Origin of the sequence: Roseinatronobacter alkalisoli, assembly GCF_028745735.1 — a bacterium.
GTDB classification, from domain to species: domain Bacteria; phylum Pseudomonadota; class Alphaproteobacteria; order Rhodobacterales; family Rhodobacteraceae; genus Roseinatronobacter; species Roseinatronobacter alkalisoli.
In genome coordinates this window covers 1-22,649 of record NZ_JAQZSM010000010.1, presented here as the reverse complement: position 1 = coordinate 22,649, position 22,649 = coordinate 1, and the positions used below count along the sequence as shown (strand labels likewise).

General features: G+C 59.2%; 19 protein-coding genes. 13 read left to right on the top strand and 6 right to left on the bottom strand.

Translation table 11 applies throughout. The annotated features are described in order from the left end of the window. Positions 1 to 47: 47 nt before the first annotated feature. The 5 genes from PUT78_RS11880 to coxB are packed head-to-tail and all read right to left on the bottom strand — an operon-like array spanning position 48 to position 3,578. Positions 48 to 854: a cytochrome c oxidase subunit 3 gene (locus PUT78_RS11880; protein WP_274352484.1), complete on the bottom strand. Its 807-nt coding sequence runs from the start codon at positions 852 to 854 to the stop codon at positions 48 to 50. Between the two features lie 40 nt (positions 855 to 894). Beyond that, positions 895 to 1,476, bottom strand: coding sequence for a cytochrome c oxidase assembly protein (locus PUT78_RS11875; protein WP_274352483.1), 582 nt, complete (start codon positions 1,474 to 1,476; stop codon positions 895 to 897). After that, positions 1,473 to 1,673: a hypothetical protein gene (locus PUT78_RS11870; RefSeq protein ID WP_274352482.1), complete on the bottom strand. Its 201-nt coding sequence runs from the start codon at positions 1,671 to 1,673 to the stop codon at positions 1,473 to 1,475. Before PUT78_RS11870 ends, PUT78_RS11875 begins: the two co-directional genes overlap by 4 nt. Further along, positions 1,673 to 2,647 (bottom strand): heme o synthase, encoded by a 975-nt coding sequence (gene cyoE, locus PUT78_RS11865; RefSeq protein ID WP_274352481.1) that lies wholly within the window; start codon positions 2,645 to 2,647, stop codon positions 1,673 to 1,675. Before cyoE ends, PUT78_RS11870 begins: the two co-directional genes overlap by 1 nt. Positions 2,648 to 2,705: 58 nt before the next feature. Next, a complete protein-coding gene (coxB, locus tag PUT78_RS11860) occupies positions 2,706 to 3,578 on the bottom strand; it encodes a cytochrome c oxidase subunit II (protein WP_274352480.1) in 873 nt (290 codons plus the stop codon). A 226-nt stretch (positions 3,579 to 3,804) separates the two neighbouring features. On the opposite strand from coxB, the gene tldD reads away from it, so the two are divergent. From tldD to PUT78_RS11835, 5 genes are all read left to right on the top strand, one after another. Next, positions 3,805 to 5,226, top strand: a complete 1,422-nt coding sequence (gene tldD / locus PUT78_RS11855; RefSeq protein ID WP_274352479.1) for a metalloprotease TldD — start codon at positions 3,805 to 3,807, stop codon at positions 5,224 to 5,226. Between the two features lie 103 nt (positions 5,227 to 5,329). Beyond that, positions 5,330 to 6,520 carry a DNA-processing protein DprA gene (gene dprA / locus PUT78_RS11850; RefSeq protein WP_274352478.1) on the top strand — a complete coding sequence of 397 codons (1,191 nt, stop codon included), beginning with the start codon at positions 5,330 to 5,332 and terminating at the stop codon, positions 6,518 to 6,520. A gap of 170 nt (positions 6,521 to 6,690) precedes the next feature. Continuing rightward, complete coding sequence (gene topA, locus PUT78_RS11845) at positions 6,691 to 9,270, top strand: type I DNA topoisomerase (RefSeq protein ID WP_274352477.1); 2,580 nt, start codon at positions 6,691 to 6,693, stop codon at positions 9,268 to 9,270. A 92-nt stretch (positions 9,271 to 9,362) separates the two neighbouring features. After that, entirely contained in the window at positions 9,363 to 10,058 is a 696-nt protein-coding gene (locus tag PUT78_RS11840; protein ID WP_274352476.1) for a CoA transferase subunit A, read from the top strand. Positions 10,059 to 10,071: 13 nt separating this feature from the next. Next, entirely contained in the window at positions 10,072 to 10,701 is a 630-nt protein-coding gene (locus PUT78_RS11835; protein WP_274352475.1) for a CoA transferase subunit B, read from the top strand. Between the two features lie 48 nt (positions 10,702 to 10,749). Here PUT78_RS11835 and PUT78_RS11830 read toward each other — a convergent pair whose 3' ends face one another. Beyond that, on the bottom strand, positions 10,750 to 11,541 hold the full coding sequence (locus tag PUT78_RS11830) for an enoyl-CoA hydratase (RefSeq protein WP_274352474.1): 792 nt from the start codon (positions 11,539 to 11,541) through the stop codon (positions 10,750 to 10,752). Positions 11,542 to 11,625: 84 nt separating this feature from the next. Here PUT78_RS11830 and PUT78_RS11825 point away from each other — a divergent pair, with 84 nt between their 5' ends. The 8 genes from PUT78_RS11825 to dnaE all read left to right on the top strand — a co-directional run bounded on the left by PUT78_RS11825 (position 11,626) and on the right by dnaE (position 22,320). Then, a complete protein-coding gene (locus PUT78_RS11825; RefSeq protein ID WP_274352598.1) occupies positions 11,626 to 12,042 on the top strand; it encodes a PaaI family thioesterase in 417 nt (138 codons plus the stop codon). Positions 12,043 to 12,203: 161 nt separating this feature from the next. Next, positions 12,204 to 13,358, top strand: coding sequence for an RsmB/NOP family class I SAM-dependent RNA methyltransferase (locus PUT78_RS11820; protein ID WP_274352473.1), 1,155 nt, complete (start codon positions 12,204 to 12,206; stop codon positions 13,356 to 13,358). A gap of 151 nt (positions 13,359 to 13,509) precedes the next feature. Further along, positions 13,510 to 15,789: a hybrid sensor histidine kinase/response regulator gene (locus tag PUT78_RS11815; protein WP_274352472.1), complete on the top strand. Its 2,280-nt coding sequence runs from the start codon at positions 13,510 to 13,512 to the stop codon at positions 15,787 to 15,789. A gap of 147 nt (positions 15,790 to 15,936) precedes the next feature. After that, complete coding sequence (gene cobT / locus PUT78_RS11810) at positions 15,937 to 17,052, top strand: nicotinate-nucleotide--dimethylbenzimidazole phosphoribosyltransferase (RefSeq protein WP_274352471.1); 1,116 nt, start codon at positions 15,937 to 15,939, stop codon at positions 17,050 to 17,052. A 4-nt stretch (positions 17,053 to 17,056) separates the two neighbouring features. Beyond that, a complete protein-coding gene (locus PUT78_RS11805) occupies positions 17,057 to 17,827 on the top strand; it encodes an adenosylcobinamide-GDP ribazoletransferase (RefSeq protein ID WP_274352470.1) in 771 nt (256 codons plus the stop codon). Then, positions 17,818 to 18,351 (top strand): histidine phosphatase family protein, encoded by a 534-nt coding sequence (locus PUT78_RS11800; RefSeq protein WP_274352469.1) that lies wholly within the window; start codon positions 17,818 to 17,820, stop codon positions 18,349 to 18,351. Before PUT78_RS11805 ends, PUT78_RS11800 begins: the two co-directional genes overlap by 10 nt. Next, positions 18,341 to 18,880 carry a bifunctional adenosylcobinamide kinase/adenosylcobinamide-phosphate guanylyltransferase gene (gene cobU, locus PUT78_RS11795; protein ID WP_274352468.1) on the top strand — a complete coding sequence of 180 codons (540 nt, stop codon included), beginning with the start codon at positions 18,341 to 18,343 and terminating at the stop codon, positions 18,878 to 18,880. Before PUT78_RS11800 ends, cobU begins: the two co-directional genes overlap by 11 nt. Then, complete coding sequence (gene dnaE / locus PUT78_RS11790) at positions 18,877 to 22,320, top strand: DNA polymerase III subunit alpha (RefSeq protein WP_274352467.1); 3,444 nt, start codon at positions 18,877 to 18,879, stop codon at positions 22,318 to 22,320. Before cobU ends, dnaE begins: the two co-directional genes overlap by 4 nt. Positions 22,321 to 22,649 lie beyond the last annotated feature (329 nt).

Sequence of the window (22,649 nt, the reverse complement as noted above, 5' to 3'; positions counted from 1 at the left end):
TTTCGGCCCGCGCTTTGTGATTGTTCTGGCTGGCGCGTTAAACGCGCCTAGGCCCCCCAGACATAGATCGACGCAAACAGGAACAGCCAGACCACATCGACGAAATGCCAGTACCATGCGGCCGCTTCAAAGCCCACATGGCGTTCGGCGGTGAAATGGCCCGCATAAACACGCATCAGGCAAATCGCCAGAAAGATGGTGCCGACGATAACATGGAAGCCGTGGAACCCTGTCGCCATGAAGAAGTTGGCGCCATAGATATTGCCCGCAAAGCCAAAGCCCGCATGGGTGTATTCATAGGCTTGCAGGAAGGTGAAGATCACGCCCAGACCAACCGCAATCCACAGCCCCATTTTCACGTCATCGCGTTTGCCGCCATGCACCAGCGCATGGTGTGCCCAGGTCGCGGCGCAGCCCGACAACAGCAGGATAAGCGTGTTGATCAGGGGCAGGTGCCAGGGGTCGAATGTTTCGATACCGGCAGGGGGCCACGTGCCATCCACAGCGGGGCTAAGTCCTTCGGGGTGCATGGGATACAGCGCATGCTTGAAGAAGCTCCAGAACCATGCTGCAAAGAACATCACTTCCGAAATGATGAACAGAATAAACCCGTAGCGCAGGCCGATCACGACGACCGGTGTATGGTCGCCGGAATGGCTTTCGATCACAATGTTCTTCCACCATTCGAACATGACGTACAGCACGCCCACAAGCCCCATCAGGAACATCCATGGGCCATTGTCCTGCATCCACATGACGGCGCCAAACAGCATCACGAAGCCGGAAACGGCCCCCACGAATGGCCAGATTGACGGCGGCAGAATGTGATAATCGTGGTTTTTCTCATGCGCCATTGTGAAAGTTCCCTCGTATTGCTCGGTCTTGTGCGCGAGTTCAGTTTGTCATTGCGGGTTCCGGGGTGACGTAATCCGCCGGAATATCCGTTGCGTGGAAAGTATAGGACAGCGTGATCGTATGCGTCCCGTGCGCGTCGCGGTCATCCAGAATGTCTGGATCAACGAAATAGGTCACCGGCATCAGCACCGATTCGCCGGGCTGCAAAACCTGCAACTCGAAGCAGAAGCAGTCGATCTTGGTAAAATAACGGCCTGCTTCATAGGGGCTGACGTTGTAACTTGCCGCCCCGGCGATGGGTTTGTCGGTGGGGTTATATGCTTCGTAGAATGCAAGGCCGACTTCACCAATGCGGATTTCCGCAACCCGGTCTACGGGTTTGAACTGCCACGGGAAATTGCGCGCCACGGATGCGTCGAAGCGCACGCGCATCGTCTGGTCAAGGACAACACCGGTTGATGCGGTGGCGGTGTTTGTGGTGCCGCCATAGCCAGTCACGCGACAGAACAGGTCATAAAGGGGCACGGCCGCCCAACCCATTGCCCCCATGAACAGCACCACGCCAACGGTTTGCACGGTGGTTTTCTGTATGCCAGTCATCCGGTTCCAGAATGTGATCATCGTTGCGGATACCTTACATTGTCCGGATCAAGGGAAGGTCTGTAACTGTGGTCATAGGCCTGCAGGCTTGCCCCGCTTTGCACCTTGGCGATAGTCAGCCCGAATACCAGCACGATAAAAGCTACCAGTACCAGCGCCAGCCCGACATTGCGCCCGGACCGGCGCTTATGCAGTTCGTGTTCGCGGGTAATGGCCATCAGAACAGTTCCAGTATTTTGAAGCTTGCGGCGAATTCGGCATAGGCAGGCAGGCGCGACAGGGCAGCTTCGGCAAGGAACGCCCCGAAATGCAGAAACAGATAGGCCAGCGAAAAGCGGAACACACGTTTTTCAACGGCATATCCGTCCGCTTCGGCCTGAAGCTCGGTGCGGCGCCATATGGCCCATGCGCCTTGCAGGAAAACTGCATTCAGCGCCAGCGACAGCAGCAGATAGGCCGGCCCGCCGATAGATGTAAACCCTGCCGCCAGCGCAAACGGGATCAGCGCGACAGTGTAGACAAGGATATGCGCCCGCGTGACCTTGCGCCCGTGAGTGACTGTCAGCATGGGCACATTGGCCTTGTGGTAGTCGCTTTTCATGAACAGCGCCAAGGCCCAGAAATGCGGCGGCGTCCACATGAAGATCAGCATGAACATAAGGCAGGCTTCAATGCTGATGCTGCCTGTCACCGCGACCCAGCCGATCATCGGGGGGAAGGCACCAGCGGCACCGCCAATGACAATATTCTGCGGCGTAGCGCGCTTCAGCCACATCGTGTAAATCACGGCATAGAAGAAGATGGTAAACGCCAGCAGCGCCCCCGCCAGCGCATTCGTCGCCAGCCACAGCATGATGACCGAAATGCCCGACAACGCGAAACCCAGCGCCATGGCTTCGCCTGCGGCAACGCGGCCAGCGGGCACCGGACGCCCGGATGTGCGTTTCATCACGCGGTCGATATCGGCATCCCACCACATGTTTAGTGCGCCGGAAGCCCCGCCACCCAGCGCAATGAAGATAATCGCGGCCAATGCCTCGATCGGGTGCAATGCGCCCGGCGCAACAATCAGACCAACCAGTGCCGTGAACACGACAAGCGACATGACACGCGGCTTCAGCAACGCCACATAGTCGCTGAAACGGGCCTCTTTTTCGTCGCTATAGCTGATATCGGCACGGATATCGGTCATTTGCTTCACCTGATGGGGTGTGGCTGTCCGGCGCGGCTGGCCCCGGACATTGCTTGATTTAGTTCGACGTCGCGATCTGAACAGGCTGCGCAGCGCGCGGCGCATCTGCAAATTCCGCGCCCTGACGTTCCAGCCATGCGATGTATTCCTCTTCGCTGACCACTTTCACTGTGATCGGCATATAGGCATGTGAAATACCGCAAAGTTCTGAACACTGGCCGAAATAAATGCCTTCTTCCTCGGCATTAAACCACAGTTCGGCCAGACGCCCCGGAACACCATCCTGTTTCACGCCAAAGGCGGGCATGGCCCAGGCATGGATCACATCAGCGGCGGTTACCTGCAAAACGATGTTCTTGTTGACGGGAACAACCATCGCGGTGTCAGTCGCCAGAAGATACAGATCATCCGTATAGCCATAGTCGGCCAGTTCATCGCGCTCCAGTATGAACTGCGAAAATTCGATGTCATGATCGACATATTCATAGCCCCAGTACCACTGAAAGCCGGTTACCTTGATGGTCACATCCGCTTCGGGCATGATTTGCTGATGGCGCAGCGCGGGAAATGTGAACAGCGCGATAAACAGCAAGATCAGCGCGGGCACGACGGTCCAAGCAATTTCAATCGGCGTGTTATGGGTGAAACGTGCAGGTTCCGGGTTTGCACGGCGGTTGTGAAACACAATGACCCAGATCATCAGACCAGTTACGAAAATCGTGATCGGAACAATGATCCATAACAACAGGTTGTCCAGAAACTGGACTTCACGCGCCAGTGCGGTGAAAGGGGTCTGAAGCGCTATCCCGTCCTGTTCAGGCGCACCAAGAACCGGCAGCTGCGGCAACAGGTCGTCGGCCGCAGCTTTTGTTACGGCAGCAACCGAAAGAAGCGCAGCGAGCATTGGCGTTATGGCTTTGAAAAGGCGCATATTTCTTTTCCCGTTCTTCTATGCGGCGATCTTGCCGCTTGCCTTGGCACATCCGCAATTACGGCATGCCGCGGAATCCCATTGAGGTTTGCCTTTGTAAAATCATATTCCAGAACATAGAACAAGCAAAACGATGCGACAGAATGTCGTTTTTGATCCAGATCAACGACACTATGTCAGACTGCGCCGCAGCGCGGCATCCCGCTGAACAGAAGGCAAAATATACATGAGTGATACAGATTTCCGCCCCTTTGACACCATGCTTGACGAAGCGCAGGCGCTGAGGGTGCTACAAGATGCCACAGCCGGTGCCGATGACGGTGAAATATTTCTGGAGCGCCGCGTTTCGGAATCCTTGCTTCTGGATGACCAGCGCGTGAAATCCGCCAGTTATAATGCTGCCGAAGGCTTTGGCCTGCGTGCCGTTCATGGCGAGGTAACGGGTTACGCCCATTCTACCCATATGACCATGGACGCCCTGCGCCGTGCCGCGCAGACCGCGCGCCTGGCTGTAGGGGGTGGGGGTGGCATGCTTGCCGATGCGCCCAGCCCCACCAACCAGCGGCGCTATACCGATGCAGACCCGATTTCCGGTGCGGCATTTTCCGTCAAGCTGGACCTGCTGCGCGAGATTGATGATTTTCTGCGCGCATCCGATGCGCGTGTTGTTCAGGTTTCGGTGTCGATGGCCGCATCCTTGCAGCAAGTGGAGATTCTGCGCCCCGAAGGCCAGCGCCTGCGCGATACCCGCCCCATGAGCAGGTTGAACATATCGGTTATCGTGGAACAGGACGGCCGGCGAGAGTCGGGCAGTGCCGGTGGTGGCGGGCGCGCGGGGCTGGATGGCGTGATGGCGCGCGATGTCTGGCAGGCCATGGCGCGTGAAGCGCTGCGTATTGCATTGGTCAACCTGCGCGCTGAACCTGCGCCCGCTGGTGTGATGGATGTGGTGCTTGGCCCGGGCTGGCCCGGCATATTGCTGCATGAAGCCATTGGCCACGGGCTGGAAGGGGATTTCAACCGCAAGGGCAGTTCGGCCTTTGCGGGGCTGATGGGCAAGCAGATTGCGTCAAAAGGGGTTACCGTGCTGGATGACGGCACCCTTCCGGACCGGCGCGGTTCCATCACAATTGACGACGAAGGTACGCCGGGCGCACGCAATGTCCTTATTCAGGATGGCGTGCTGGTGGGTTATATGCAGGACCGCCAGAATGCCCGCCTGATGGGCGTGGCCCCCACCGGAAACGGGCGGCGCGAATCCTATGCCCATGCGCCAATGCCACGGATGACAAACACCTATATGCAGGGTGGCGATGCAACCCCTGACGAAATTCTGGCTGGCCTGAAGGACGGAATTTACGCAGTCGGTTTCGGCGGCGGGCAGGTGGATATCACCAATGGCAAATTCGTCTTTTCCTGCACAGAGGCGTACCGCGTGAAGGATGGCAAGGTCGGCGCCCCGGTCAAAGGCGCCACGCTTATCGGGGATGGTGCGACCGCGCTGACCAAAATTCGTGCGATCGGCAATGACATGGCACTTGATCCCGGCATGGGCACCTGTGGCAAGGCGGGGCAATGGGTGCCCGTCGGCGTGGGCCAGCCGACATTGATGATAGGCGGGTTGACCGTTGGCGGCAGTGCGATGTGAAAATTCGGATATTTTGAAAAACATACCCGCATCGCTGCGAATCTTTACCATGTTTTAACCATCGCTGTGCAAATTGAGGCAAGAATGAGGCGAGGTTATACGGATGGCGAAAGATTTGTTTTCTTCTCACCCACCCTTCACCCCACCCACGAAGGAAGAAGACAGGCTGTCCTGGCTTCGCCTCATTCGATCTGCGCGTGTCGGGCCGACGACATTCTTTCGGCTGATGGCGGAACATGGCACCGCCGACGCCGCGCTGGATGCCCTGCCGAAAATCGCGCAGGCTGCCGGGGTTGATACCTATGCGCCCTTTTCCATCGATAAGGCCCGCGCTGAGATTGACCTTGCCCGTGCCAAGGGTGCGCGCATGTTGTGCTATGGCACAGAAGCATATCCCGCAACGCTGGCCAGCATCAGCGATCCGCCCCCGGTTCTATGGTGCATGGGCAGGCGCGGACCCATCCTGCAGCCGATGGTTGCCCTTGTGGGCGCGCGCAATGCGTCCAGCCTGGGAACGCGCATGGCCCGGACCCTGGCCGAAGGGTTGGGGCATGAAGGCTATACGATAGTGTCCGGTCTGGCCCGCGGGGTTGATGCCGCCGCCCATCACGCCAGTCTGAAAACCGGCACGATCGCGGTTATGGGTGGCGGGGTTGATGTGATTTATCCCACGGAAAACACGGTTCTTGCCGCTGCCATTGCCGATCAGGGGCTGCGCCTGTCCGAAATGCCCATGGGCCTTTACCCGCAGGCACGCCATTTCCCGCCCCGCAACCGCATCATATCCGGTCTGGCGCTCGCCGTGATCGTCGTGGAAGCCGCCGAAAAATCCGGCACGCTGATCACGGCGCGCGATGCGCTGGATCAGGGGCGTGAAATCATGGCTGTGCCGGGGCATCCGGTTGATGGGCGTGCGGGTGGCTGCAACCGCCTCATTCGCGATGGCGCAACACTTGTGCGCCATGTCGATGACATTCTGGAAGTTCTGCAGCGGTTGCGCGATGAGCCGCCAGCGATGGTGGCCAAGGACAAGCCCGTGACGCAGGACAAGACCGCAAAGCGGCGGGCAGACAGCGGAGCCCGCACGAATTCACCAACGGGCACCGCCCCGCATGAATTGGATGCCCGCATCCTCGCCCTGCTTGGCCCGACCCCCACTGCCGAAGATCAGCTGATCCGCGATCTGCAGATGTCGGCGGCACAGATTTCACCGGCGCTGGTCACGCTGGAGTTGCAAGGCGTGGTGCAGCGCCACCCCGGCGGACTGGTCAGCAGGCCGCAAACCCATCACTGATATTGCGGGCCATTGCGCGCGTTTGCGGGCAATATGACGGGTCTGCCCGTGTCGCAGTTTAGCGCAAACTTGTGCTCTTGAGTCCCGCTGCATTGACATTCCCCCCCTCGCCCTCACATTAAGGCCAGCCGGTGCAACCCCGCCAGTGCATGAAATAACCGAGGAATTTAATGGCAGTCGTCGTCGTCGAATCGCCCGCCAAGGCCAAGACAATAAACAAATATCTGGGGCCGGGATTCACGGTTCTTGCGTCTTACGGGCATGTTCGCGACCTGCCGCCAAAGGATGGATCGGTCGATCCAGAGCATGATTTCGACATGAAATGGGAAGTTGCCAGTGATTCCCGCAAACATGTGAAGGCCATTGCCGAAGCCCTGAAAACCGACAATGAACTGATCCTGGCAACTGACCCCGACCGCGAAGGTGAAGCGATCAGCTGGCACCTGACCGAAGCGCTGGAAAAATCGCGGGCCATCAAGAAAACCACCTCTGTCAAGCGCGTAGTCTTCAACGCGATCACGAAAACCGCCGTGACCGAAGCCATGAAGAACCCGCGCGAAGTGGACATGCCACTGGTGCGCGCCTATCTGGCGCGGCGCGCGCTGGACTATCTGGTTGGGTTCAACCTGTCGCCCGTGCTTTGGCGCAAATTGCCGGGTGCCAAATCGGCGGGGCGGGTGCAATCGGTGTGCCTGCGCCTGATTGTCGAACGCGAGATGGAGATCGAGGCCTTCCGCAGCCAGGAATACTGGAGTGTGACCGCCGGTCTGACCACCCCGCGCGGGCAGGATTTCAGCGCGAAGCTGATCAGCCTTGCGGGCAAGCGTCTGGACAAGTTCGACCTTGCGACATCGGAAGCTGCGGAAATCGCCGTGCAGGCCGTGCAGTCGCGCGATCTGACGGTCACCTCGGTCGAGGCAAAACCCGGCAGCCGCAACCCTTCGGCCCCTTTCATGACATCAACCCTGCAACAGGAAGCCAGCCGCAAATTCGGCATGGGGGCAAAGCACTGCATGTCCACCGCGCAGCGCCTGTATGAAGCGGGTCATATCACATATATGCGGACAGACGGTATCGACATGGCACCAGAGGCCGTGATGGCCACGCGCGATGTCATCAAGGACCGCTTTGGGACGGAATATGTTCCGAAATCCCCGCGCATGTATAAAAACAAGGCCAAGAATGCGCAGGAAGCGCATGAATGTATCCGCCCCACGGACATGTCCATCAGTCCCGACCGGTTGAAGATTGCCGATGCCGACCAGCGCAAACTGTATGACCTGATCTGGAAACGCACCATCGCCTGCCAGATGGAAGCCGCGCGTCTGGAACGCACCACTGTGGATATCGGCAGCCGTGACGAGCAAGTGGGCCTGCGCGCCACAGGTCAGGTTGTGCTGTTTGACGGGTTTCTGAAAGTCTATGAAGAAGGCCGCGACGATGTTGTGGATGATGATGACAAGCGCCTGCCGCAGCTTGCGCAGGGCGACTCGCTGGGCAAGCGCAGCGTCACACCGGAACAGCATTTCACCCAACCCCCGCCGCGCTATACCGAAGCCACGCTTGTCAAGCGGATGGAAGAACTGGGCATCGGCCGTCCGTCCACCTATGCCAGCATTGTCACCACGATTCAGGATCGTGGCTATGTCATCAAGGACAAGAACCGCCTGATCGCGCAGGACAAGGGCCGGTTGGTGACCATCTTCCTTGTCAATTATTTCAAGCGTTACCTGGAATATGATTTCACCGCAGCGCTGGAAGAACAGCTTGACGATGTGTCCGCCGGTGAACGCGACTACAAGGAAGTTCTGTCGCGTTTCTGGCGTGATTTCTCCGCCGCAATTGCGGAAACATCTGAACTTCGTATAACCGAAGTTCTTGAAAAGATAGACGAAGTTCTGGCACCGCACCTGTATCCGCTGCGCGAGGATGGCAGTGACCCGCGGTCTTGTCCGAAATGTGGTTCAGGGCGGCTGAACCTGAAAACCGCGCGGTCCGGCGGCGCATTCATCGGGTGCAACAACTACCCTGAATGCCGCTATACCCGCCCGCTTGCAGGCGAAGATGACGGGAATGCCGAACTTTCGGGGGATGGCAAGTTGCTGGGCCATGACGCGGGCGATCCGATTTCGCTGCGCACCGGGCGGTTCGGTCCCTATGTCCAGCGCGGAGAGGCAACGACAGACATCCCCAAGCCGCCCCGCGCATCGCTGCCCAAAGGGTGGGAAGTGGATAGCATTGATCTGGAACGTGCGCTGATGCTTCTGGCCCTGCCGCGTCCGGTCGGCCCCCACCCCGAAGATGGCGAGTTGATCGAGGCCGGGATCGGGCGTTATGGCCCGTTTGTCAAACACGGCAAGAAATACGCCAACCTGCCCGAAGTGGACGAAGTGTTCACCATTGGCATGAATCGTGCGGTCGAAGTGCTGGCCGCCAAGCAGACACGCGGGCGCACTGCGGCGGAACCACTGAAAACGCTGGGCGCGCATCCCGATGGTGGGGAACTGGCCGTGATGAAGGGGCGCTATGGTCCTTATGTGAAATGGGACAAGGTGAATGCGACCCTGCCCAAGGATATGGACCCTGACACCATAACCTTCGATCAGGCGGTTGAACTGGTCAATGCCAAGGCCACCGCCAAGCCCAAGGCCAGAAAAGCTGCGGCGTCCAAAAAAGCGCCCGCGAAAAAGCCTGCCGCTAAGAAAGCCAGCCCAAAAAAGAAATCCGCAAAATCAAGCAGCACGGCATGATGTCATCACGCTAGCAGGTTGCACAAAGATTGACTTAATCTCAGGGTCACGCCATCAGTTTGGTCCAGATCAGGAATGAAGGGAGTGAAGCAATGAAGAAAGTCTACGGCACTGCCGCAGAGGCCTTGGACGGGCTGTTATTCGACGGGATGACAATTGCGGCAGGTGGATTTGGCCTGTGTGGCATTCCTGAACTGCTGATTGACGCCATACGGGCCGCCGGCACCAAAGATCTGACCATCGCATCCAACAATGCGGGCGTGGATGATTTTGGCCTTGGTGTGCTGCTGAAAACCCGCCAGGTCCGGAAAATGATGTCCTCCTATGTGGGGGAAAACGCTGAATTCATGCGCCAGTACCTGTCGGGGGAGTTGGAACTGGAATTCAACCCGCAAGGCACGCTGGCCGAACGCATGCGCGCAGGCGGCGCGGGTATTCCCGGCTTCTACACGCGCACCGGCGTTGGCACCCAGATTGCCGAAGGCAAGGAACACAAGGAATTCGGTGGCGAAACCTTCATTCTGGAACGCGGCATCATGGCTGATCTTTCCATCGTCAAAGCATGGAAGGCGGACACCACCGGCAACGCGATTTTCCGCAAGACGGCCCGCAATTTCAACCCGCCGGCGGCCAAATGCGGCAAGTTCTGTGTTCTGGAAGTTGAGGAGATTGTCGAACCCGGCACCCTCGATCCCGATCATGTTCACCTGCCGGGCATTTATGTCCATCGCATGATTCAGGGTGAACACGAAAAACGCATCGAACAACGCACCACGCGTGCGGCATAAGGGGGAACGCAACATGGCTTGGGACCGCAACCAGATGGCCGCCCGCGCGGCGCAGGAATTGCAGGACGGGATGTATGTGAACCTTGGCATCGGGATTCCGACGCTGGTGGCGAATTATATCCCCGAAGGTGTGACAGTGACCCTGCAATCGGAAAACGGGATGCTGGGCATCGGCCCTTTCCCGACCGAAGAAGACGTCGATGCAGACCTGATCAACGCAGGCAAGCAGACCGTGACAGCATTGCCGCATACTGCCTATTTCGACAGTGCTGAATCATTTGCCATGATCCGCGGCGGCAAGATCAACATGGCCATCCTTGGTGCAATGGAGGTTGCCGAAAACGGTGACATTGCAAATTGGATGATTCCGGGCAAGCTGGTCAAGGGCATGGGCGGGGCGATGGACCTGGTAGCTGGGGTGGAACGTATTGTGGTGGTGATGGATCACACCAACAAAGCGGGCGAATCCAAACTGCTGAAAGCCTGCACCCTGCCGTTGACCGCGCAGGGCGTGGTCAAGCGCATCATCACCAATCTGGGTGTTCTGGATGTGGTCGAGGGTGGCCTGAAAATCATCGAGACTGCTGACGGCGTCACCGAAGACGAAATCCGCGCCGCAACGGAAGCCGCGATTGTAAACTGATATTTCAGGGGCGGCCTTCTGCATGAGGGCCGCCCCAGACGCGACGGGTTACTGCGCCCAGTCGGGTTTTCGCTTTTCCAGAAAGGCGGAAATCCCTTCATCCGTGTCGCGCCACAGCATGTTTTCCACCATGACCCGCCCGGCATGGGCATAGGCGTCGGCCAGCGACATTTCAGCCTGCGCATAAAACGCCTGTTTGCCGGTTTTCACCGCATCCCCCAGTTTCGCGGCCACTGTCTGTGCAAGCGCCGCTGTCTCGGATTCCAGTTGGTGCGCGGCCACGACACGGTTGACCAGACCCAGTTCCGCGGCGCGCGTGGCGTCGATGAACTGACCGGTTGTCAGCATTTCAAACGCCAGTTTGCGCGGAATATTGCGGGTCAGCGCCACCATGGGCGTAGAACAGAACAGGCCGATATTCACCCCATTCACCCCGAACCTTGTGCCCTCGGCTGCCACGGCCATGTCGCAGCTTGCAACCAGTTGGCAGCCTGCGGCAGTGGCAATGCCGTGAACCTCGGCAATCACGGGTTGCGGCAGCGCGGGGATCATCTGCATCAGGGCCGCACAGCGCGCGAACAGATCCGCGAAATAGGCAGCACCCTTGTCCGGTGCCGCCCGCCCGGCCTGCATTTCCTTCAGGTCATGACCGGCGCAGAATACCTTGCCCGCGCCACGCAGGATGATGGCCTTGACGGTATTTTGTTGCGACAGCGCTTCAAGCTGCGCTGAAAGTGCGGCCAGCATCGCGTCCGACAGGGCATTCAGGTTCCCGGGTGAATTCAGCGTGACCCGCGCCACCCCTGCCGTGACGTCACATCGGACAATTGCATCGCTCATCTTGTCATTCCTCCCGTGCTGCGCAGACTATAGCGGCGCAGGGGTGTCGGCAAAAGTCAATCGGAACAGGGGACGGACATGAAAATGAACCGCGAAACGCTGACGGAATTTCTGAAAACCGAATTCCGGCAAGTGGCCGGAATGTTCGCCATCGATGATGTCGGGCGGGACAGGGTAACCGTGCGCCTGTTGCATGATGAACGCCATCTGCGACCGGGCGGAACCGTTTCCGGCCCTGCCATGTTTGCGCTGGCTGATGTGTCTGTCTATCTGGCGATCCTGTCCATGGTCGGGCCAAAAGCCCTGAGTGTGACCACGAATTGTTCAATCGATTTCATGCGCAAACCCGCATCAGGCGTTGATCTGGTCTGTCAGGCGCGCATTCTGAAACTGGGGCGGGCGCTGGCCGTCGGGGACTGTCTGATCTATTCCGAAGGGATGGAGAACCCGGTTGCGCGCGCATCACTGACCTATTCCATACCGCCAGCGCCTGACAGCTAAGGTTGTGAGGGTGCGACCCCACAAGCCCATGCGCCCCACCCGCCCGCCCTGTCGGCCCCTGACTGGTGTCAGGGGCCTTGCGCATGGGCTTGTGGGGCGTTCTGGTCAAGCGACCGCAGACTTGCTATGGCGCATCAACCAGTGTTTTCCAGAGGATCACGATGACCCCCGCCGCACGTCTGCAAGCCGCAATTGATATTCTGGAGCATATTCTGAATGGCGCAGCTGCCGAACAGGCCCTGACCACCTGGGCAAGGGGCAACCGTTTTGCAGGGTCCGGGGACCGTGCGGCCATTCGCGACCATGTTTTTGACTGCCTGCGGTGCAAACGATCCTTTGCCCATGTCGGCGGGGCGGAAACCGGGCGGGGGCTGGTGCTTGGTCTGCTGCGGGCCAGGGGTATGGACCCGGAAACAGTTTTCACCGGGCAGGGATATGCACCATCCCCGCTATTGCCCGACGAGTCCCTTCCGGCAGTGTCGCCCATGCCCGATAATGTTGCGCTTGATTGCCCGGACTGGATTGCGCCGGACCTGCAGGTCAGTCTGGACGATCAGTTCCGCCCCGTCCTGCAGGCGTTGCAGCACCGCGCACCGGTTTTTCTGCGGGTCAATCTGGCGCGTGGCACCCGCGCCACCGCTGCGGCGCGCCTTGCACAGGAGGGGATTGGCACACGGCCTCACCCCCTTGCTGAAACGGCGCTGGAAGTGACCGAAAATGCCCGCCGCGTGCGGCAATCAAGCGCATTTATGGATGGGCTGGTTGAATTGCAGGATGCCGCGTCACAGGCGGTCATTCAGGCGCTTCCTATACCGGACGGCGCAGATGTGCTGGATTATTGCGCCGGTGGCGGCGGCAAGGCGCTGGCACTTGCGGCGCGCGGTGCGCAGGTCACCGCGCATGACGCAGACCCGGCCCGCATGAAGGATATTCCAGCACGCGCCGGGCGCGCTGGTGTTACCATCGATATGACACATGCGCCGCAGGGGCGGTTCGACCTTGTAGTGCTGGATGTGCCCTGCTCCGGTTCCGGAAGCTGGCGGCGTGCGCCCGCTGGAAAATGGACTATGAACCGTGCGATGCTGAATTCCCTGTTGCAGGTTCAGGCTGACATACTGGACAAGGCACCGGACCATCTGCGGCCCGGCGGGGTGCTGGGTTATATGACCTGTTCCCTGCTGATGTCGGAAAACACCCAGCAGATTACGCGATTTCTGGACCGCGAACCGGCATTCCGGCTTGTTTCGCAACAGCAATTTACCCCGCTGGACGGGGGTGACGGCTTTTTTCTGGCTGTGCTGCAACACTGCGGCTGAAATACCCCACACATATTTCGCCAAAGGTTACTTCATGGGGAAGCTGCGTTAACCATTTCTAAAGGGCGCTGTGTCACATTTGCGCTCAGGTTACCGTTTCGGGGCATGCCGTGCGCAATGCCTGTCAACATGTAAGAAGAAAATGCATTTTGTGTCCGAGATTCACCCCCGTCATCTGCTTTATCTTGCGCTTGCAGGGGGGGTGGCAGCCGTCGGGGCCATGCTGCTGTTCGCCGGTGGTGCCATTGCGATGGCGGGCGCAGCAACAGGTGTGTCCTTCGTCATCGTCGCAGGGCTTCTCCGGGTGTGCCAGATGGTGTTCAGCGCGTTGCGCCGCCACGAAGTGACGGCCGTTCAGGGGCTTCTGGATAATTCTGCCGCGTCCTGTTTTCTGGTGTCATCGCGGGACAGTCGCATCCTGTGGCGAAATAACAGCGCCCGCGCGCGTTTTGGTGCCGGGCCTGATCTGGCGCCGCTGCTGGATGATTATTGCGCCAGGGTGGACAGCTTCATTGCGCGATTGCATGATCAGGCAAGCGCGCGGGGGAATGCGTCGCGTAGCCTGAGTATTGGCGCGCATCCGTATAATGTCGAAGTTGTCCTGATGGAGGGCGGCGATTTTCTGTGGCGTATCGCATGCACCAGCGCCGTGAATGAACCGGCTGAACTATGTCTGGAATGGGCGCGGTTAAATCAGGCGGGAAAAATTCTGTCCATTTCGCCCACGCTCGACTCTCGTCTTGATATGCGACCAGATCAGATTGGTGACATTGTTGCGTCTGATCTGCCCGATATGAACCGGGCATCACTTGTGCAACTGACCCATACAGGGGCAGACCGGCTTGCCTGCCGCATGCCGGAACCGGACGGGAATGAAGCGGTTTTCTTTCTTCCCGTGCAACCTGCGGGAACCGCGCCGCCCGACAGCGATGCCGCGCTGAACCAACTGCCTGTCGCCATTGCCCATATCGCCCCGGATGGCACGATCGCCTTCGCCAACAGGGAAGCGCGACGTCTTTTGCATATCAACATCCATGAACAGGTCTTGTTCAGCGACCGGCTGGAAGGATTGGGCAGGCCCATTGCCGAATGGATGGAAGATGTCCGTTCAGGCCGTCTGAAACGCAGCACGGAAGTCATGCGGCTGGTCCGGCACGGGGTTGAAACCTATATTCAGGTATCGCTGCGCGAACTTGCACATGGCCCGGCCGGATTTACGCTTGCTGTCATGAACGACGCGACGGAGTTGAAATCCTTGGAAGCGAAATTCACCCAAAGTCAGAAAATGCAGGCCATCGGTCAGCTTGCTGGTGGTGTTGCCCATGATTTCAACAACCTCCTGACGGCGATTTCCGGGCATTGTGAACTGATCCTCATGCGCCATGACAGCAGCGATGTGGATTACCCGGACCTGATGCAGATCCAGCAAAACACCAACCGGGCGGCGGCACTGGTGCGGCAGTTACTGGCGTTTTCGCGCAAACAGACCTTGCAGTTTGAGACGCTGGACCTGCAGGTGGCGCTGGCAGAACTGGTGCATCTGCTGAACCGGCTTCTGGGCGCTAAATTTGCGTTGACCCTGCGTTATGCGGATCAGCAGATTGCCATCCGGTCGGACCGTCGGCAGTTCGAACAGATATTGGTCAATCTGGTCGTGAACGCGCGGGATTCCATGCCGCAGGGCGGCGAAGTGGTGATCGAAACCGCGATTCACTCCTTGCCGGACGGGCTTTGCCGTGATCAGGTCACGCTTCCGCCCGGTGATTACGCCGTTATTGAGGTGCGCGACAAGGGACAGGGTATTCCCAGGGCCAACCTGTCGAAACTGTTTGAACCTTTTTTCACAACCAAGCGGTTGGGTGAAGGGACCGGGCTGGGTTTGTCCACGGTTTATGGTCTGGTCAAGCAAATGGGCGGATTCATCTTCATCGACAGTGAAGAAGGGGCCGGAACAACGGTCCGGTTGTATTTCAAACCGCAGCACGCCGCGACAATCACCCCAAGGCCCGCGCAGGCCAGGACGGTCATGGCCGCACAACCGGGCAAACGCCGCAGCCTTGTTCTGCTGGTAGAGGATGAGGCCCCGGTGCGGTCGTTTGCGGCGCGGGCATTGCAGCTTCAGGGCTACCGCGTGCTGGAAGCGGAATCCGGCGAGGCTGCGCTGCAAATTCTGGCCGATGACGATATTTGTCCTGATCTATTTGTGACGGACGTCATCATGCCGGGCATTGACGGGCCAGGATGGGTGAAGAAAATCAGGGCAAAATACCCGGACACACCGGTCATATTCATCTCCGGTTATGCCGAAGACAGCCGCTCTGCCGCGCAGGCGCGGATCGACAATTCGGTATTTCTGGCAAAACCCTTCTCGTTGAGTGATTTCACCGCCACTGTGAATGCCCAGCTATTGCAGCGCGCAGAGGTTGGCTAGACCGCAGTCGGAACCGGTAGACGCAACCGGTTTGCGGCGCGAAACAGCGCTGATCCATGTTGAAAACCCTTAACCGGAAATGCAGCGGCTTCATGTGGCAAGGCAGCATTCCTGCAATAGCCCGCGCCCCTGCTTTCAGATTGCATCATGATGGGCTGCGCTTTACTGTCATGGCTGGAAATCTGGCGGGGCCGCGCTTTTGCAGGCTTGGCTGCCGCATCATCCTTTGCCAACCAGATCAGGACGCCCATGACCGACCAGACCCATCGCCTTGGCCCTGCTGAAATCCAGCATGCGATTGACACCAAAACCAAACCCGTCGGTGCCTTGGGGCGGATCGAAACGCTTGCCGCGCAGATTGCCGCGTTCCGCAATAGCCTGACGCCACGTGTCGAAAGCTGCATCCTGACGATTTTTGCCGCCGATCATGGCATTGCCCATGAAGGTGTGTCCGCCTATCCGCAGGAAGTGACCGCGCAAATGGTGCTGAATTTCCTTGCGGGCGGCGCAGCGGCGAATGTTTTTGCGGCGACCCAGAACGTGCCTGTGCAGGTCGTGGATGCCGGTATCGCGGGTGCGCCCATTGCGCACCCGGATCTGTTGTCGCATCGGATCGCTGCGGGTAGTGCCAGTTTTCTGAACGGCCCTGCGATGACCCGCGACCAACTGGCAAATGCGCTTGCGCATGGCGCAGAGATTGCACGCAAAACCACCGCAGATGCGCTTGCGTTCGGGGAAATGGGCATCGCGAATACGGCATCGGCCAGCATGTTGTTGCACAAACTTTCCGGTCTGGACCTGCATGGTCTTGTGGGTCGGGGAACCGGTGTTGATGATGCAGCGCTGGCGCATAAACGCCGCATTCTGGAACAGGCCGCGGCGCGCTGCCCGCAGGACATGACGCCCGATGCCATATTGGCTGAATATGGCGGTTTTGAAATTGTCATGATGGCAGGCGCAATGCAGGAAGCCGCAGAAACCGGGCGGCTGGTGCTGGTCGACGGGTTCATCGCGACGGCTGCGGCTGCGGCGGCACTGGCGCGTGCCCCGCATATCCGGCCTGCGATGATTTTCTGCCACTGCTCGCAGGAAGCGGGACATCGCGCGGCGCTGGAGTGGCTGGGCGCGTCGCCATTGCTGGATCTGGATATGCGGCTGGGCGAGGGCACAGGCGCAGTGCTGGCCTGGCCCCTTGTCAGGGCTGCGTCAGCGATGCTGTGTGACATGGCCAGTTTCGAAAGCGCCGGTGTCAGCACAGGCTGACGCAATGGCCCATATACGCAACAATCTGGCCGAATGTGCCCTGGCCCTGCAATTCCTGAGCCGCCTTCCCGCAGGGCATGCGGAAACCTACAGCGCGGATCGCTGGGCGCGTATTCCGCGCTGGTTTGGAATCGTTGGTCTGGTGTTGGGGGTGCTGGCTGCTGCCATTCTGTGGCTGGCGGCGCAGGTCCTGCCACAGGGGATTGCGGTTCTGCTGACGCTGGGCGCGATGCTGCTGCTGACCGGGGCGCTGCACGAAGACGGGCTGGCCGATGCCGCCGATGGTATGGGCGGCGGGCGCACGGCGGAACGTGCCCTTGATATCATGCGCGACAGCCGCATTGGCAGTTACGGCGTTCTTGCATTGATCATGGCGCTGGCGCTGCAAGCGGCCTGTCTGGCGTTGATGCCGCTGGACCGGGCCATGGGCGCGCTGGTGCTTGCGCATGTTTTCAGTCGATCTGTCATGGCGCTGGCCCTTGGGCAAGGGCGGTATCTGCGGGTCAGCGGGGCAGGGACAGGGCTAGACCGCCCCTTGGGCGTGTTTGGACTGGTGCTGACGCTGGGCGCGGTTTTATGTGCCCTCGGTCTGGGACTGGTGCTGCGCGTTCCGGCTCCGGCATTGCTGGTGGCTGTTTTCATCAGCGGGGGCGTGTCTGCGTTCTGGTTGCGGGTCGCGCGGCGCAAACTGGGGGGCGACACCGGTGATACGCTTGGCGCGGCGCAGGTCATTGCGGCCACAACCTGCCTCGTCGGGGTTGCGGCATGGCTATGATCCTGCTGCGCCACACGCGGCCCGATATGGCACCCGGCATTTGCTATGGGCGCAGCGATCCGGACCTTGCGCCATGCTTTGCAGACGCGGCGCAAACCTTGGTCGACACGCTGCCTGATGTGTTGCGGGTTGTCTCTTCGCCCTTGATGCGCTGCCTGCGACTGGCCCGGCATGTGGCGGATGCGCGGGCGATTCCCCTGTCCGTCGACCCCCGGCTGAGCGAAATGGATTTCGGCACATGGGAAGGCCAGCCATGGAATGATATTCCGCGCGCGCAGCTTGATGCATGGGCCGGTGATGTGCTGCATGCGCGCCCGCATGGGGGCGAAAGCGTGGCGGCACTGCGTGTGCGCGCGCTTGCGGCACTGCGTGACCACGCGGCCCCCGCAACCCTTGTCGTCACCCACCATGGGGTCATAAAATGCGCACGCAGTCTGATCATGGGCGATGGTGCATGGCAGTCGGACCTGCCCTTTGGCCAATGGATCACGTTTTCCGCGCAGGTGTTCACAGATGCAACATGACCTTACCCTGATCCTTGGCGGCGCGCGGTCCGGCAAAAGCGCTTTTGCCGAACGCGACATCACCGCGCTGCCCGCGCCCTGGCACTACATCGCCACAGCGCAGGCGTTTGATAACGAAATGCGCGACCGTATCCGGCACCATCAGGACCGCCGCGCGGCGGGCTGGCACACGCATGAAGCGCCGCTTGATCTGGCCCATCGCCTGACAAATCTGCCGGATGGTGAACCGGTTCTGGTGGATTGTCTGACCCTTTGGCTGACAAACCACCTGCTGGCTGCGCATGACCTGCGCGACCAGATTGCGGGGCTGGAAGCCGTGCTTGCCGCGTGCAAGGCGCCGGTCTGGCTGGTATCTAATGAAGTTGGTCTTGGCATTGTGCCCGAGAATGCCCTTGCCCGCAGGTTCCGCGATGAAGCGGGTCTGCTGAACCAGCGCATGGCCGCCCTTGCCAGCCGGGTTGTTTTCGTGGCCGCTGGCCTGCCGTTGCAATTGAAGGGCGACGCCCGCGCCCCTATGGTGGACCCATGACACAGACTCCCCGTTTTATTCATCTGCGCACACATACCGAATATTCCTTGCTGGAAGGGGCCTTGCCGCTGAAAAAGCTGGTCAAGGATTGCGCCGCGCAGGGTATTCCCGCAATTGCAGTGACCGACACGGACAACATGTTTGCCGCGCTGGAATTTTCGGTGCTGGCATCGGGCGCGGGCGTGCAGCCCATTCTGGGGTGCCAGATTTCGGTTGCCTATGACCCGCCCGCCCCCGGTGAAAAGCTGCGCATGCCCGCCCCGGTGGTGCTGCTGGCGCAGTCCGAGGCCGGATATATGAGCCTGATGAAGCTGAACTCCTGCCTGTATCTGCCGAAGGACAGGCCCGTGCCACAGGTGACGCTGGAAGAGTTGGAACAGCATGCCGAAGGGCTGATCTGCCTGTCCGGCGGGGCGGAAGGCGCGGTCGGCAAGCTGATCCAGACCAATCAGCTGTCAAAGGCGCGTGCGTTGATGGAACGACTGGCCGCCACCTATCCGGATCGGCTATATGTCGAATTGCAGCGCCACGCGGGCGAAGACGGCCAGATGATGGAAGCGGAGCGCGTGACTGAACGCCCGTTCGTGGAAATGGCCTATGAGTTGGGCCTGCCGCTGGTCGCCACCAACGACGTTTATTTCCCCAAAACCAAGATGTACGAGGCCCATGACGCGCTTTTGTGCATCAAGGAGGGATCTTATGTTGATCAGGCCGCCCCCCGCCGCCGCCTGACGCCCCAGCATTACCTGAAATCCCCCGAAGAAATGGCGGCCCTGTTTGCCGATCTGCCGGAAGCGCTGGAAAACACTGTCGAAATCGCGCGGCGCTGCGCCTATAAGGCCGAAATGCGCGCGCCCATATTGCCACGCTTTGCCGATGACGAGGTGCAGGAACTGCGCCGTCAGGCAAAGGAAGGGCTGGCCGCGCGCCTTGCTGTCATTCCCCATGCTGCCCCGGTCGCGGAATATGAAAAACGGCTGGAGTTTGAACTGGGCATCATCGAAGGGATGGGTTTTCCCGGGTATTTCCTGATTGTTGCCGATTTTATCAAATGGGCCAAGGATAACGGCATTCCGGTGGGTCCGGGGCGGGGGTCGGGTGCGGGCAGTCTGGTTGCCTATGCGCTGACCATCACTGATCTGGACCCGCTGCGCTATCAATTGCTGTTTGAACGGTTTCTGAACCCCGAACGTGTGTCCATGCCGGATTTCGATATCGATTTCTGCATGGACCGCCGCGAAGAGGTCATCCGCTACACCCAGAACAAATACGGCGATGACAAGGTGGGCCAGATCATCACTTTCGGCGCGCTGCTGTCCAAGGCGGCGGTGCGTGATGTGGGGCGCGTTTTGCAACTGCCGTTTGGTCAGGTGGACAAACTGTCCAAGATGATCCCGGTGGAAGGGGTGAAGCCCGTCAGCATTGAAAAGGCGCTGGCCGATGAACCGCGCCTGCGCGAAGCCGCCAGAACCGAAGAAGTGGTGGACCGGCTGCTGACCTATGCCCAACAGGTCGAAGGCTTGCTGCGCAATGCCTCTACCCATGCGGCGGGGGTGGTGATCGGGGACCGCCCCCTGGATGAACTGGTGCCACTTTACCGCGATTCCAAATCGAACATGCCTGCCACGCAGTTCAATATGAAATGGGTGGAACAGGCTGGGCTGGTCAAGTTCGACTTTCTGGGCCTGAAAACCCTGACGGTCATTCAGAACGCGGTTGATCTGTTGAAACGGCGTGGCGTCGATCTGGATATATCGGCCATTCCGCTGGATGATGACGCGACCTACAAACTTTATGCCAGCGCCCGCACAGTGGCCGTGTTTCAGGTGGAAAGTTCGGGCATGATGGATGCGCTGCGGCGCATGAAGCCCACTTGTATCGAAGATATCGTGGCGCTGGTGGCGTTGTATCGTCCCGGCCCGATGGAAAATATTCCCACCTATTGCGAGGTGAAGAACGGTTTGAAGCCGCTGGAATCGATCCACCCCTCGATTGATTTCATCCTCGAAGAAACGCAGGGCATCATCGTTTATCAGGAACAGGTGATGCAGATCGCACAGGTCATGGCGGGGTATTCGCTTGGTGGCGCTGACCTGTTGCGCCGCGCTATGGGCAAGAAGATCGCCGAGGAAATGGCCAAGGAGCGCCCGAAATTTGTCAAAGGCGCTGTGGCAAACGGGGTGAACGAAAAAAAAGCAGGCGAGGTTTTCGACCTGCTGGAGAAATTCGCCAATTACGGCTTCAACAAGTCCCACGCGGCGGCCTATGCCGTGGTCAGCTATCAGACAGCCTTTCTTAAGGCGAATTACCCGGTTGAATTCATGGCCGGTGTGATGAACTGCGATATCCACCTGACGGAAAAACTCGCTGTTTATAAGCGCGAAGTGGACCGGATGGGCATTACTGTGGTGCCGCCTTGTGTCAACCGGTCGCGCGCGCGCTTTGATGTGCAGGACGGTGCGCTGGTCTATGGGCTTGGCGCGCTCAAGAATGTGGGTCTGGATGCGATGGGCCTGATCGTGGACGGGCGTGGCGATAAACCCTTCGCCACGCTGTTCGACCTTGCGCGCCGTGTGGACCTGAAGCGCGTGGGCAAACGCGCGCTGGAAATGCTGGCGCGGGCCGGGGCGTTTGATCAGCTTGACCGCAACCGCAGGCGGGTGTTTGACAGTCTTGACGGGCTGGTCAGCTATTCCGCAGCAATCCATGACGCGCGGGCATCCAATCAGGTGTCGCTGTTTGGTGAAGCGGGCGCAGATATTCCCGAACCCCGCCTGTCACAATGCGATGACTGGTTGCCGACTGAACGGTTGGCACATGAACATCAGGCCATTGGTTTCTATCTGTCCGGCCATCCGCTGGACGATTACGTGGCGGCATTGAAACGCAAACAGGTCATGACCTTGGCCGAGGTCGAAAAGAAAGCCGCTGGCGGCGCTTTCGTGGCAAGGATAGCGGGTGCCGTGTCCGGTCGGCAGGAACGTAAATCCGCGCGTGGAAACCGCTTTGCCTTTGTTCAGCTGTCAGACACGACCGGGCTTTATGAAGTGACGGTGTTTTCTGACACGCTGGAAGCAGGACGCCAATATCTTGAAACCGGCCAGAATGTCGTTCTGACGGTAGAGGCGACGATGGAAGCTGAAACCCTCAAACTGCTCGCGCGGGGTATCCAGCCGATTGATTCTGTTGTGGCCGACGCAGGCGGTGCGGGGCTGCGTATTCATGTTGAAAACGCCGCCGCGATTGAAATGGTCGCCAAGTTGCTGGGACAGGGGCAGGCACAGGCGGCGCGCGGTCAGGGGCCAGTGCGTTTCTGCGTGGCCGATCTGGCCAGGGCGCGCGAAATCGATATCGATACAGGGCTGAATTTCGCGATAACACCACAGATCAAGGGCGCAGTGAAATCGCTTGGGGGTGTGGTGATGGTTGAAGACCTATAAGCAAAATTCAGCTGCTAAATCTAATTGGAATATATTTGATAAATGGAAATAAATTCAAACGTCACTGTGGCGCCACAAGAACTTCCTTCGTTATACATTTTTCTTGATGAAGGCGGGAACTTTGATTTTTCACCTACTGGGTCGGCATATTTTACCTTGACTGGCATCAGTCTTTACAGACCCTTCAAACTTCACACGGCGCTAGGGTCAGGACCCATTGATTTCATGCGTGCATCGTGATTCACCGCCCGAAAACGGAGCGGTGATATGTCTGATCTTTTCTGGTTAAGCGATGCGCAGATATCGCGTTTGGCGCCTTACTTCCCGAA